The sequence below is a fragment of the Mucilaginibacter sp. Mucisp86 genome, from assembly GCF_047324315.1.
GTDB lineage: Bacteria > Bacteroidota > Bacteroidia > Sphingobacteriales > Sphingobacteriaceae > Mucilaginibacter.
This window is the reverse complement of the sequence record NZ_CP168503.1, coordinates 4,601,609-4,615,578: the sequence shown is the minus strand read 5'-3', so window position 1 is coordinate 4,615,578 and position 13,970 is coordinate 4,601,609. Positions and strand designations below refer to the sequence as shown.

Here is a 13,970-nt window from a genome sequence, read left to right as displayed (position 1 = left end):
GGCGTATAAACAGGCCGATGCTAACTGATAAGCTGGTGCCTCCATAAGACTAATAAACAAAAAATAGAACTGCTGATGAGCTTTCACCTATATATAAACTCATCTGGTGTGGGAACCGAGGCTGACCGCCATTCTGAAATGTTCGGCGCTGTATGTTATGCGAAGCTTTCAAATCCCGTCATGGGGTGAAACCTGTTTTAAAATATAAGAAAGCAGGGCGGCGAACAACACATAGCCTGCGAATATAAAATAGCCCGGCTGCAATGAGGTACCGTTCGCCGTGACCACGTTTAACAATGCGCTGTGGATATTCAAGCCGAACAGCTGGCTTTTCAGGATGCCGTTCAGACCGATATAGGTCATCAGCATACCGACGATCATCACATCGGACATGTCCCATTTACCCAGTTCGAAGGTCAGGTAGCGGACGATGCCCTTACGGCCTGTCTTTTTGGGGCTAAGTACGTATATGCATTTGGCGATCAGGCGCAATAAGGGCAGGATCAGTATGAACAGCAAAATGAGCGCCCCAACCAAAATGGCATCGGGTTTGGATTGCGCGATGAGGGTTTCAACGATCCCTAAAATACTTTTGCTCTGGTAAAAAAGTACCTGGTTCTTAAATTCCACTTTACCGTTCAGCAATTCCAGATCCAGCGACTGGATACGCGCATCCACCTCGATGACCGGTAACAGGCTGCCGGTAACGAGCATCACGAACGCGAACAATAATGCGAAAATGAATAAGGGTGTTTGCAGGTGCACCTGCTTGCGCAGGGTAAACCACAATACCAGGGCCGCCAGTACGCAGCCCAGCATCACGCAAACGTATTGGATGAGTTGTATTTTCAGGACAGCGAGCCTTTGATCAATACGCTGGTTAAACGTGACCGGATCAGACACCTTGTATTTTTTATAGACATATTTGGTGACTGTGTAATTGGCCACACTCACACTGTCATAGATCTGGCTCGTCAACTGGTCTACCTTGCTTCCGGCAATGTTTTTCAGGCGTTTTTCGCTCTCCGGGCTGCTGATTTTGGCCACAATGGTTTTGGCAAAAGGCCTGACCTGGGCCTGTAGTTCGGCAGAGTCCACCAATGTATTAAAAGCCAGTTTTTTCAACTTGCCGCCCAGTCCTTTCTGCGGCTGGTTGATCTCGGCTACCGTTTTACTCACCAGTTCATGCATTTCCTTTTCAACCATCAGCAGGAGATCTTTTTGCTGAGTTTTCGTGATATGATAATCCTGTATCTGGTTGCTCAGCACATCGGTGATCCGGTCACGCCACTGGTCGATGGAGAATAAACCGAAGGTCACACTGTTGGACAGGCTGTAATCCTCTTTAACCTGCTCGCGTTCGGTGGAAATACTAGCCAGCCGGTAACCTGAATAAGCGGCCCCGCTCAGCAACACACCAAGCCCGGCAAGCAGGATGACATTTAAAATGGTATATTTCTTTTTAATGGCTGTCATGAGGGGTAATGTATTTCAGGATGGTAGATAGGATCAGCCCGTACAAGACGAAACTGATAAAGATAATATAGCCGGGCTGCAAAGCCGTGTTATTGGTAGTGATCAGCGTCAGGTTCTGACCGCGGATATTCAGCATCGCGAGCTGTTTGTCCAAAAGACCGTTCAAACCGATATAGGTCATCAATATGGCGATCACGATCACGTCGGCCATACTCCATTTTCCCGACTGGAAAGCGAAGTATTTGATCACCTTATTTTCCGCTATTTTTCGCTTGCTCAATAAATGAATACCTGTAGATGTAAGCTTCATAACCGGAAAAAGGATACTGAAGCAAAGTATCAGTACACCGACCGCGATAGAATCGGCAGCGGGTTGTTTTATTAAGACCTCTACCACGCCCAGAATGCTTTTACTCTCATAAAAAAGGACCTGGTCTTTAAAGGAAACGTGTTCACCCAGCAGCATAAAATCCAGCGTTTTGATCCGGCAGTCCACCTCGATCATCGAAGCGCTCAATCCCGCCGCCAGTAATACAAAAGCGAATAACAACGACAGGATGAACAGCGTCCCATGCAGTTCGGTTCGCTTGCGCAAAACCCACCATAAAGCCAATACAGCGAGGATACAGCCGAGCATCAGGAAGCAGTAATGATACATAGCCACACGGATCTCTTCCAGCATCCGGTCCAGTTTTTCATTTAATTGTTCTTTGGAATGAACCTGGTATTTGCGGTACATCCGGTCAAAGAGGGCGTGATTAACCCGCAAAGTACTGTCTATGCTTTCAGTGTGCTGCAGCTGGGTAAATTTACCCATCGCCAGGTTGCTCAGCTTATTCTTTTGATTCGGGTTGTCAGCCTTGACGATGATCTTCCTGGCGAAATCCGGAACCTGCGCCTTGATCTTATCGGTTTTGACAAAAGTCTTAATGGCCAGTTTGCGGATCTTTCCGGCCAGGCTTTGGGGTTTCTTTTCGACCATTGCTTCGGCCTTGTTGATGAGCGCGTAAAGCACCGATTCCACCTCCGCTTGTAATTCCTGTTTTTGTTTGGGTGTCAGTTTGAAATGTTTCACCTGACGGTTGACAATACCCGAGACCTCGTCCCGCCATTGATCAACGGACAATAAGCCATAAGAAATATTGTTGACGGTGGAATGATCCAGCTTGATCATTTCCTGCCTGGCCGATAGGTCGTGTAACCGGTAACTGAAAAACCCCTCAAAGCCGAGCAGAATAGAGAGGCCGAAGATCAGTAGTAACTGGGGTAAGTGTTTTCGAATAGCCAAAGTAAACTGTAAAAAATTCGCGTGATCATTGGATCGCTATTCAGACATATAATATCATGCCATATCTTTATACAGGATCGAGACGGACGGTTTCCCTTGTTTCTGTACTTTTTTCCGAACAAACTTTCAGGTCAACCGGCTCTCCAAAATCTCCGCCCGCTCTCTGGTTTATCATTATTGATCAGCCAGCGACACCGCTGTTAAATCCCGCCACAAATTCCTCAAGCCCAACTTGCTGCCCACATTGTCCCGGCGACTAAGAATTAGCTATAATAACACAGGTTCGTATAGGCCGTCATGAGACCTGTTTATCCTGCGGCAGGCAAGCCGACAGCATACTTTGTCTGTATCGTTCACGCAAAACACTTGTTCATCCAAATTTAGGCCGTTCGAAGTCAGAGCGAAAATGCCATGGCGTCCTTTTCTGCCCGGGAAGTCTCAAACGATAGCGTTTACATCGAAGTCATCTTATTATTCCTGAACAGGCCCCTGCTTTTGATCAGCGAGCCGAGCCCTATCTGAAGACATAATATTCCGGGATGCAAACCGGTAATAATAACTCCGGTTTTATAAACAGCTGAACTATTAAATTTGAACGGGGACACTAAACCAGAACGTTGAGCCTTTCCCCTCCTGACTTTCTACTCCTATCTTACCGTGATGCCGCCTGACGATTTCTGAACAAATGTACAATCCGAGTCCTAAACCCGCAAAGTGCGTGGATGATTCCTGCACACGATAAAAGCGGTCAAACAGAAATTCACGTTTATTCTCAGGTATACCTATTCCGAAATCTTTGACCTTTACGCAGAATTGCCCACCGGCTATTCCGCATCGAATTTCAACCCGATCATTATTGGGCGAATATTTGATGGCATTGGTCAGAAAATTATTGATCACCTGTTCCAGGCGGGCCCGGTCGGCAGTAATCTCGGCCCTCTCCGCGTATTCAAACACCAAGTTATGGGCACCACCCTGTGCCCGAACCTCCTCAATACTCTCACGCACCATAGCTATCGCATCAAAACGCTCGTAGTTCAATTGCAGCTTGCCTTCCTGAATCTTGGTTACGTCCAGCAGATCATCCAGCAAGACCGTAAGTTTACCGGTTTGTTTTTCAGCTTTGTCGATGAAAGATACCATTGGATCTTTCTTATCCATTCCGGCAGCCATGCGCTGTAGAATTTGCAACGAACCTTTCAGACTGGTAACCGGAGTTTTCAATTCGTGGCTCGCAACGCTCATAAACTCATCCTTTTTACGCATTAGTTCTTCCGTCGCTGCCTGGGCTCTGACGAGGTTATTTTCGGTTTCTTTTTGTTTGGTGATATCAATGATTGATCCCACCAGCCGATAAGGTGTACGAAATTCATCTTCGAGTATACTCCCCCGGTCAAGTATATAAGCATACGTATCGTCAGCTTTCAGGAAACGATATTCTGCTGACCAGTTTTTTTCATGGTGATTAATGGCCCTATAAACGCCATCCTGCACCCGCTGCCGGTCATCGGGATGAATCTTATCGAACCAGAAACCGATACTGTTAGTTTCGTCGTCGCGCTTATAGCCAAACATGAGCGTGAAGTTTTCACTGCGCCACATGGTATTATTGATCAGGTTCCAGTCCCAGATCGTGTCATTGGTGGCCTTAGCAACCAGGTTGAAACGTTCTTCGCTTTCTGTAAGTTTGCGTGTACGCTCAAAAACCCGGTCCTCCAACTGATTGTTTAAGGTTTTCAGGCCCTCGCGGGCTGTAATCAGTTCGTGATAATTCCTGCGTAGTTTTTGTTCCGCATTGCGCCTGTCGGTTATATCCGTCAGACTAATCACGAAGCCATCGTCCATTTTAGCTGTAACAACCTGATACCACTGATTGTTAACAGTCTGAAGCTCGGTTTGCAATGGCTTTCCGCCCTCCGCTACCTTGGCAAACTGTTCAAAAGTAATGGTTTGATACAGATCAGCGAAAGCCTTGACAGAAGGTTGTTCATCCATCTGCTCCGCCTGCTTTTCCGACAAAGCTAATGCAGCGCTGTTATAAGCGATACATTTGAAATCAGTGATCTTGCCGTTGTGGTTGCGTTCTCCCTTGAAAGCGAGGATCGCAGCCGAGCTGGCATTGAATACGCCGGAAATTATATTATTCAGCTCCGTTACCACCGAAATATCAATAAAGGTGATCACCACCCCATCCCGCTGTCTATCTTTCCGGATGTAAGGCATTATGCGCATCAGGTAGTTTTTACCATCTTTTACCCTGATTTCTTTTTCTACTACCCGTTCATTTGACAATACCGTATGGATATCATTCACCAGCTGGTCGTATTGAATGTTACTGGAAATATGGCTGATCGGTCGCCCTACATCAGCGTCGATCAGGTTAACGATCTTCACGGCCGCCGGATTGAATTTACGGATTCGCATGCCGGCGTCGATAAAGATCTGGCCGATGTCAGTGCTCTTAAAATAGTTGTCCAGGTCATCGTTCAGTTCAACCAATTCGCGAATCTTGACTTGATGTTCGGTGTTCAGTGTATGTAGTTCCTCGTTCAGGCTTTGCAGCTCTTCATTACCTGATTGCAGTTCTTCATTTGCCGACAGCAATTCTTCATTGCTGGATTGCAGCTCCTCATTGGTGGTTTCCATCTCCTCCATCGCCATTTGCAGATTGGCGCGGGTTTCGTTCAGTTCGGCTTCCACTTCGAGAATATGCTCTTGCTGTTGCGCTGTTCCCATGACCGGCAGAGCGATGCCTTCTTTTGTTCCGGGCTCGGCCTGCGTTTCCGTGAACATCAATAAGGTGCGAGCGTCGGAGCCATTGTCCACGGGAGGTTTTACAGTGATCTGCAGGAACATTTCCTCTGATTCCCTTTTAACACGGATTTTATTTAAATAAGTCTTTTTATTCTCCTTCCATGCCCGGCGGATGGCGGTATTCAATAACAGCGCCACATCGCGGCCTACCAGGTTGAGGATATTCAGGTCCAGCTTTTTCTCAGGTAAATTCAGGTACCTGCGGTAATTACCTATAGTATCCCTGACCGTGAAGCTTTTGTCAATAAAAATAGCAACGGCATCAAATTCTTCGGTGACCAGCTCCAGGAAATCGTGTTCTATGGTTTTTACTTGCGAAACAAGTTTGGCCACTTTTTTCTCCGGTACTTTCAACGATGGCGTAGCTGCCGTGTAGGTATGATGCAGGCCGTAACTGATCGTCCCCGATTTCTGATAGACCTTCCATTTGCTGCTGATCTCGGTTATTCCTTCCTTTATACTGGCTGCATTCTCGCTGGAGCCCAGGAACAAAAAACCACCATTATTAAGTGCATAATGAAACGTAGCCACCACTTTTTGTTGCAGGAGGCTATTCATATAGATCAACATATTGCGACAGGTCACCAGGTCGTTTTTAATGAAGGGCGGCGACTTAATCACATTGTGCCGCGCGAACACGATCTGTTTACGGATAGAAGGAATAACAGAATAGCCTTTGCGGTCTTTTACAAAATATTTTTTGAGTAAGGCTGGAGGTATTTCTTTAGCCACTGTCAGCGGATAAATATTCCTCCCGGCGATCTCGATGCTTTTCTCATCTACGTCGGTCGCAAAAATCTTTACCTCCAGGTTCTTACCGGCCTGCATTAAACAATCGTTGATCAACACCGCGACAGAGTAAGCCTCCTCCCCGGTGCTGCAGGCACAAACCCAGACTTTAAGCAAATCATCTTCCTGCTTTTGACGGATCAGTTCCGGGATAATGTCTTTGGCCAATACTTCGAATGCCGCTTTATCACGAAAAAATTTGGTGACCCCAATCAGGAAATCTTTGGCAAGTAAGGTTACTTCCCCGGCATCCTGGTGAAGAAGCGCCACGTAGTCCCTGATATTTGAGACTTCCACCGCAGCCATACGCCGGGCGATTCGGCGGAGGATGGTCGGCGTTTTATATAAATTAAAATCCTGGTCGCTGTTCTGGCTAACTAACTGAAACAATTCGTTCATCAGGTTGTCGTCCAACTGATCCGGTGCCAGTTCGGGCGCAAATTTTTGCTGCACGAAGTGGTGCAGTTCCAGATGCATTTTAGCTGGCGGCAAAATAAAATCGGCGTTGCCGGAAGTAATAGCGCTGTTGGGCATGCCGTCAAATTTCGCCGATGCAGGTTCCTGTACCATGACCATGCCTCCAGCTTCTTTAACTGCTTCTATACCTTTGGTCCCATCGGTGCCCGTGCCCGAAAGAATGATTGCAACCGCTTTGTCGCGCTTTTCTTTGGCCAGGCTGAAAAAGAAGGTATCTATCGCGGTGTTGGGTGTCTTATCTTTTACTTTATCCACCAGTTTCAACTGATTTCCTTTAATGGTCATCAATTTTTTTGTCGGCATAATGTAAACACAGTTCCGCTGCAGCTTCTCGTCATTAGCCGCTTCCACAACCTTCATGCGCGTATGCTTGGACACCAATTCAGCGAGCAGGCTTTTGTAATCCGGGGACAAATGCTGAATAACTACAAAAGTGAACCCCGAATTGTCAGGCATGTGGTCAAAAAATTCGTGAATCGCTTCAAGGCCGCCTGCTGATGCCCCAATGGCCACGATATAGCGGTCGTTTGCTCTTCCTTCAGAAAATGTTAAGGTCTGCCTGGCCACGCGTTAATTATAATTAGCTTGTTTTGTTTTGAACTCATAAATAAATGTGCGAAGGTTTTCCGCCGTATCCAATTCCTGTTTATTCCAGGCCTCGGCAGTTTGGTAAACTTGTTCCTTCCATATTTTAAAGGAGGCTCTCGGATGGTACTTGGTACCGTCAGGATCAAAATTGATCGTTTTCCCCGGATTGCCGCCCCAGTTGATCGTTTGCACCACTTCAGGACGGAATGCGAGCAGGTATTCACCGCGCTCTTTATCAATCGGGATCGCCATTAAGCCACTGGCAATGGCTGTAAAAGGGACGATTTCGTCAAAAAGCTCCGGCAGTCGATCGGTACTAAAAACACCATCCGTATTTTTGTTTTGGAGCCAAAGCAATAAATTTTCAACTGTGTCCTTTTCAGGAACATCGCCTGTAACATGATAAATACCCTGATAAACGGCAATTGCTCCGGTCGCCCGGAATGCGGCCATGAAATTGATGCCTTGTTCAGGCATCAATCCGGCAAGCACGTCTTGTGCTGCGTAAACCTGGGCTATCAAACCGGTTTGCTGCCTTTGCAGTTCGCGTTCCCGCTCGAAAACATCCTTATTTAAGATTGCGGCTATGCGGTTGGAAATCACAGAAGAGACCAACTCACATACCGAACACAACTCAAAATTTAAATAATGCGGTGTCTGGTGATGGCAAGCGATCAGCCCCCAGAGCGTATTATTGTATATGACGCGTATGGACATGGATGCATCCACGTTCATATTTTTCAAATACTCCAGGTGCACGGCGGCTACCCCGCGCAGATTGCAGTCGGAAAGATCGATAAAAGCGTTGGTAACCGGATTAATCACGGGGTAAAGCCGTACCGGCAGATATTCCCTGTCGGGAATCAACCGGTAAGAATTTTTCAGATATAGCTCGCGCGCCTGTTTAGGCACATCCGACGCGGGGAAAGTATGCCCCAGATAATGTTCAAGGTCTCCTTCTTTCTCCTCTGCGATAACCGTTCCGTTCCAATCTTCATCAAATCGGTACATCATTACCCCGTCAAACCCGGTTATTTTTCGTAGTTCATGGACGGCTGTCCGGCTGGCATCTTCTATCGTCTCTGCAGCTTCGATAGCCGCCATGGCATATTTTACTTCCTCATAAACATTGGTGAAAGAGCGTTCAACCGGCTGGTCAGCGCCTTCGATCTCCAGTATGATAAGAGCGTCTTTGAAATGGGCGAGCGCCAACAGCCGCCGGCCGGAGATGCTCAGCGTCAGGGGGATTTTTTCTTTAGAACGCCCGGCAAAGCGTCGCTGCAAATCCTTTAATTGTTCCACATCAGCAAACTTTCCCAATTCCTTACCCGTAATTTCATGAAAATCTTCCTGAAACAAATCGGTACAATTTTCACTGAGCTGGAGAATGTGGAAACTGACCTGATCAAGGACAAGCAGGTAACCGTAAGATTGAATCACATTGATGTAGTTCAGGGGCAGACTGCCGCAAAATTCCGAATCGTAAGTTGTCTTCTTAGCCATCAAGCATATCGTTTTTAACCGGCACTTACCTGTAATTGTATCGCAATTAAGCACACACAGGCCGACATCATGATTAATATACCAGGTTCAGCAGATGCAGGGCTAAAATATTAATTTCCCGGAAAGAAAAGAATTTTGCCTTATAATACAACACATGGGAGTATTCCGATGAATAATTCCGACCAATTTAACACCTGCACCACAAAATGGTTTTGCAATCTGGATTTTTAAACAAACCCTACGGCTTATTGTTATAGCTTTCCAAACGCGAATGTGGTTACTAAATGAATAAAGCACTCAACGAAACACTTAAAAAAATATTAATTTTGGAAGACAATCAGGATATATTAGAAATCCTGAGCGAATGGTTCACCACTGCCGGCTATGAAGTAGCTGCTTACGACACGGTCACCGACATTATCGCCCTGACCGAAGCACACCAACCAGACCTGGTTTTGCTCGATTATCTGTTAGGAGGTATAAACGGCGGTGAATATTGCGCCCAGCTTAAGAAACATCGTACAACGGGACATATCCCGGTCATCATGCTATCAGCCCACCAGCGGGTTATCGACTCTTTGGGACACTACGGCTGGGATGCGTTTGTCGCCAAACCATTCGATCTTGAATGTCTTACGAAACAAATTGATTCCTTGATCAGCCAACAAGTAAAGTAAATTCATTGGGGAATTCAGATCTTTAATGTGGCAAACTTTCTTTGATAACAACAGCTTAGCATACGATCTGCCAAAAACATATCAAGGAAAGGCTGTCAATTTTAATCAGCGCCAACGTTGCAGAACATCCAAAAGAAACAGCACTGAGTCCCACCGCAAAGACTATGGGACACTGAGCCTGTCTGATGAAGCCAGGATGCTAAACAAGCCATCCTTTCGAACGCTTAGCGGACGAGCATATTAAATGACGCCAATGCTTTATCTAAAGTGGTCCCTTACCGGATCGTAGTCGGTCCATGCCCTGCGTCATTCAAACACAGTTTTCCGTCAAAAATATCAGCGCAGCGAAATTTTGACATTGGGATGCTGTAAATTTTTCATCAAAGCTGAAATTTTCGCAGCATCGAACGCGGTTTTCGTAATTGGCATACGGCTTGATCTCCCATGACCAGTTTAATTAACATTATAAGTTTCAAATCATTAATTTATTAAGGAGGAAAAAACCTATGACATTGGTTAAATTTAATCCAGTTAAAAACAGTGGTTCATTAATGCCAGGCTTTAATGATGTATTCGATTCTTTTTTTAATGACAATTTCTTCAACGACCGCCTGACCAGTCGTGTGCCTGCGGCCAACATCAGTGAAACTGAAGACCATTACCACGTGGAACTGGCTGCGCCAGGGCTGCGAAAGGATGATTTCAAATTGAATCTTGACCGCAACGTACTGAACGTTTCGGTGGAGCAGCAGAGCGAGCGCAACAGCAATCAAAAGAACTATAGCAAACGCGAATACAGCTACAGTTCATGGGTTCGCTCATTCACACTTCCGGATAGTGCAAACGCGGAAAGCATCGAAGCGTCATATACGGATGGCGTGCTGAAGATCGATATCGCCAAACGAGAGGAAGCTAAAATCGTACGCCGACAGATTGAAATTAAATAAGCCCACTGACCGAAAAAACCACACGGCCCCAAACCGGGGCCGTAATTAGTCATTATGGAATCATCGTTTTATTTATTAATGAGCCTGAAAACGCCCAGGAGTTATGAACCCTTCGGAGAATTTAACCTGGGGTTTGACCGGCAATCAGCCTACGATTTATTTGATAGCCTGGATGGCAACCCAACAATCGACGACCGTTGCCCTTTCCATATCGACCTCATCGAAACTGTTGACGCCCTGCCGGAAAAGATCCGCAGTAAATGCTGCAAGCTGGAAGAACTGGGTAACAATATGAAGCTGATTGCATTGGAAACATTCAGGCAAAAAAACTTACAGGAGGAATAATGATCACCAAAACGTTGCTAACCCTGCTGCTGATAGCTGCGGCACTTATTTTGTTTCGCCGGAATGACGATGACTGGGCCTGGTGACCACCAGGCTTTTTGAAAGGGCCTTCTGTGTTTGCTACAACGGCGCAACGGTGTTTATTTCTAAGGTAAGCAGCCGAATACAACTTACAACTACCACGAATCAGGCCAATGAGGATGTATGGCACGGAATTGGCATGATGAACAACATAGGCATCATTTATATTAACAATGAAGAAACCGAGCCGGCAGAAAATAACATTACCTGCCTGTTTGCCGAGACTGATGGTTCGCTAAAATTGTTCATAATGAGGCACATTACAATTTGTTCATGCTCTTACCATTCACAGGCCCGATCGCCTTACCATCATATATCGATCTACCTATGAAGAAAAGCCTCGAATGAGGCTTTTTTTTCTACGTTACTATCTGTTTTTTTGTACATATGAATATCATTATCAAATCAGGCAACCTTTTGTATGACTTTTTTTAAAGACAAAAACAGCCTCAAACAGCAGAAATCAAGTAATTTCTATGCAACTGAAGTGACGTACTTCGCAGCAATAAGCAGCATTAACGTCCTGTCAGCTTTGGCTTCATCGTAATTCTCCCGGATTAACTGTTTAATCTGGTTATTTTTCAATTTGACCGCCGCTATCTGAAGAATCTGAAATGATGCCATTTCCATGCTTTCAATATTGTGCAAATAAAACAAAATGGACATATCGCGTAACTCGTGTTTTTTTGCGTGCAGTTTGATATCCTTAAAAGCATCATCTACCAAACCCGCTAATCCGCCGAAGTTCCCAGGATCGATACTGCTGTCAAGTAAAGCAAAAATCAGTTCCATCCTTGCCATTTGTTTTTCTACGTCCTCCACCGTTTCTGTTATGGCATGCCGGAGATCCTTAAAATGGGCCTCAGCGGCGATTACCGGAAGGTTTGCAACCAGATGTGCTTTCGCTGCATAGATTTTATTGAGGTGGCTAATAAAAAACGACTTCAGTTCTTCTTTCGCCAAACTGATTTTATGAGCCTGGCCACCAGGTTGTTTTTCCATCATAGCTATAATATCTTTCTGCTAAGATAGGTATTGTTTAACATGCAACAATAACTCGTAGATGTCAAATGGTTTCCTGACAAAAGCGTTAGCGCCACAACCTGCAGCGATCAGGTCAAGATCGGTTTCTGCCGAAACCAGCATCACGGGCAGACTTGCAGTCTCGTAATTAGATTTGATTTCCCGGCAAATCTCCGATCCCGACTTTCCGGACCCTACAATATTTACATCCAGCAAAATAAGATCCGGGTGGATCACCTGGATATATCCCGCAGCCTCGCCCGTGTTGGATAAGACAACATCGTACCCAGATTCCTGGAACACGATGTTCAGTATTTCGAGGATATCCTCATCGTCGTCAATGACCAGAATTTTTTTTGACATATGCTGCGAGCTTAATGGTTCAGTTATTACAAAACCATGTCCAAAGCCTCGTAAAATAATAAAAAAAAATCACGAAGGTAATTTAAGGAACAAACAACAGGATTTACTATTAATAAAACGGTGAAGTGTTCGACATAGACTACAAGTTGTTTTATTTAATGGATTTTTCGATCTGTTTGTTTGTAAGCTATTTACCGCAGGTAGCCAGGGATTTTGAAGGGCTTTTGTAAAAGTGGCCTAAATTGGAAGGAAATGCGTTTGAGAGTTTAAAAAACGTGCCATTAGCCATGCCTGGTACGAAATTATTAAGAGGGTGACTGTTAAATTGAACAATAAAAAAGCACCTTTCTATTAAGAGAGGTGCTTCACATAAAGTTATAGTGAATTAAGCTACTTTTACATTTACTGCGTTGGGGCCTTTGCGACCTTCTTCCACATCAAAACTGACAATACTATTTTCACGAATGTTGTCAATCAGCCCTGTAGAGTGAACAAAAATTTCGCTTCCACCATTGCTAGGTGTGATAAATCCGAACCCTTTTGTTTCATTAAAAAATTTTACTGTTCCTTGTTGCATTTTATGATAATTAATAAGTTGACAATGTACGCATAATATTCTTGGTTTTTATCTTTTCCGTAAATTATTTAACCTTTATTTAAATAAAATCTCCCCTTGCATTTATTGGGAACGTTCCAAGACCAGCTGACTTTCATTCGCTTGACCAGCTTCCCAGCCCAGAACAATGGTAATTTTTGTCATGCCCGTTGTAAGTTTTGCAAAAAGTATTGGCAACATAGTAAGCAATTAAGCACGTGTGCGCACTAACCGTGATACTTTTTCGCCCGCCCGCCTTTTTACCGCATCACTGAAAGTATTCCACAAGAAAAAGATTTTACACATGGTTTAAACCATGTACGTATTTCTCAGCTTATTTACATTCTATGATACATTCGTGCCCTGTAAATAGGAGCATGAGGAAAAATTGCTAATTTGCGATGGTAACCCTTATTAGCCCATAATTCAGACAGATTCCACTTCCTTTACTTCATCAAGCTATATGGTTACAATTCAATTGTAAAATTATAAACCATAATTTAAGGCATCTTACTAATTCAGCACGATATGGACAATATTGGCATTTTAACGGGCGATGCAGCCCTCAGACTTATAATTCCGTTAACCACAGCAGATATCCGAACAGTCCATTGTGGTGAAATTGTGGAATCGGTCGTACGCCGGAGCCATACGGGGTTAAGTGAAATTTCAAGAAAAATCGGAATTAGCCGGCAAACCATGTACAACTGGTTTAAAAACCCCATTCTTAATATGGCTGATATTATAAAAATCGGCGCTGTAATTGAATACGACTTTTCTGGGGAATTTCCCCCTTTAGTAAATGAGGAAGCGCCGTCTGCATTGAAAATCCAGGATACCGATCCTTTGCCCGGTGAGAGCCGAAACCAGGCTAAGTATTACTGGATGGAAAAATACATTCGTCTGCTGGAACGATATAACGAAATACTCTGTTGCAAATCGGACCGTTTCGATAGCAGCGGGCATAAGGAACGCAAGCCGGCTTGTTAATCTTTGAGAGGGCA

General features: G+C 44.9%; 11 protein-coding genes. 4 read left to right on the top strand and 7 right to left on the bottom strand.

Annotation, left to right across the window (positions count from 1 at the left end; all coding sequences use genetic code 11):
• Nucleotides 1-168: 168 nt before the first annotated feature.
• The 4 genes from ACEN9X_RS19615 to ACEN9X_RS19600 form a co-directional block, all read right to left on the bottom strand.
• Nucleotides 169-1,476 carry a paraquat-inducible protein A gene (locus ACEN9X_RS19615; RefSeq protein WP_413666735.1) on the bottom strand — a complete coding sequence of 436 codons (1,308 nt, stop codon included), beginning with the start codon at nucleotides 1,474-1,476 and terminating at the stop codon, nucleotides 169-171.
• On the bottom strand, nucleotides 1,463-2,764 hold the full coding sequence (locus tag ACEN9X_RS19610) for a paraquat-inducible protein A (protein ID WP_413666734.1): 1,302 nt from the start codon (nucleotides 2,762-2,764) through the stop codon (nucleotides 1,463-1,465). The genes ACEN9X_RS19615 and ACEN9X_RS19610 overlap by 14 nt, the downstream gene beginning before the upstream one ends.
• 585 nt (nucleotides 2,765-3,349) lie before the next feature.
• On the bottom strand, nucleotides 3,350-7,411 hold the full coding sequence (locus ACEN9X_RS19605) for a chemotaxis protein CheB (protein ID WP_413666733.1): 4,062 nt from the start codon (nucleotides 7,409-7,411) through the stop codon (nucleotides 3,350-3,352).
• A 3-nt stretch (nucleotides 7,412-7,414) separates the two neighbouring features.
• Entirely contained in the window at nucleotides 7,415-8,935 is a 1,521-nt protein-coding gene (locus tag ACEN9X_RS19600) for a GAF domain-containing protein (RefSeq protein WP_413666732.1), read from the bottom strand.
• Between the two features lie 284 nt (nucleotides 8,936-9,219).
• On the opposite strand from ACEN9X_RS19600, the gene ACEN9X_RS19595 reads away from it, so the two are divergent.
• The 3 genes from ACEN9X_RS19595 to ACEN9X_RS19585 all read left to right on the top strand — a co-directional run bounded on the left by ACEN9X_RS19595 (nucleotide 9,220) and on the right by ACEN9X_RS19585 (nucleotide 10,904).
• Nucleotides 9,220-9,612, top strand: a complete 393-nt coding sequence (locus tag ACEN9X_RS19595) for a response regulator (RefSeq protein ID WP_413666731.1) — start codon at nucleotides 9,220-9,222, stop codon at nucleotides 9,610-9,612.
• A 506-nt stretch (nucleotides 9,613-10,118) separates the two neighbouring features.
• Nucleotides 10,119-10,559, top strand: a complete 441-nt coding sequence (locus ACEN9X_RS19590) for an Hsp20/alpha crystallin family protein (protein WP_413666730.1) — start codon at nucleotides 10,119-10,121, stop codon at nucleotides 10,557-10,559.
• A gap of 54 nt (nucleotides 10,560-10,613) precedes the next feature.
• The gene (locus ACEN9X_RS19585; protein ID WP_413666729.1) at nucleotides 10,614-10,904 is read left to right on the top strand and encodes a hypothetical protein; all 291 of its coding nucleotides are present in this window, start codon (nucleotides 10,614-10,616) and stop codon (nucleotides 10,902-10,904) included.
• A gap of 555 nt (nucleotides 10,905-11,459) precedes the next feature.
• Here the strand turns inward: ACEN9X_RS19585 and ACEN9X_RS19580 are convergent.
• The 3 genes from ACEN9X_RS19580 to ACEN9X_RS19570 all read right to left on the bottom strand — a co-directional run bounded on the left by ACEN9X_RS19580 (nucleotide 11,460) and on the right by ACEN9X_RS19570 (nucleotide 12,948).
• The gene (locus tag ACEN9X_RS19580; protein WP_413666728.1) at nucleotides 11,460-11,990 is read right to left on the bottom strand and encodes a DUF892 family protein; all 531 of its coding nucleotides are present in this window, start codon (nucleotides 11,988-11,990) and stop codon (nucleotides 11,460-11,462) included.
• A gap of 18 nt (nucleotides 11,991-12,008) precedes the next feature.
• The gene (locus ACEN9X_RS19575; RefSeq protein WP_413666727.1) at nucleotides 12,009-12,371 is read right to left on the bottom strand and encodes a response regulator; all 363 of its coding nucleotides are present in this window, start codon (nucleotides 12,369-12,371) and stop codon (nucleotides 12,009-12,011) included.
• A 385-nt stretch (nucleotides 12,372-12,756) separates the two neighbouring features.
• Entirely contained in the window at nucleotides 12,757-12,948 is a 192-nt protein-coding gene (locus ACEN9X_RS19570; RefSeq protein ID WP_413666726.1) for a cold-shock protein, read from the bottom strand.
• A gap of 546 nt (nucleotides 12,949-13,494) precedes the next feature.
• Between ACEN9X_RS19570 and ACEN9X_RS19565 the strand changes: the two genes are divergently transcribed.
• Nucleotides 13,495-13,956, top strand: a complete 462-nt coding sequence (locus tag ACEN9X_RS19565; RefSeq protein ID WP_413666725.1) for a hypothetical protein — start codon at nucleotides 13,495-13,497, stop codon at nucleotides 13,954-13,956.
• Nucleotides 13,957-13,970 lie beyond the last annotated feature (14 nt).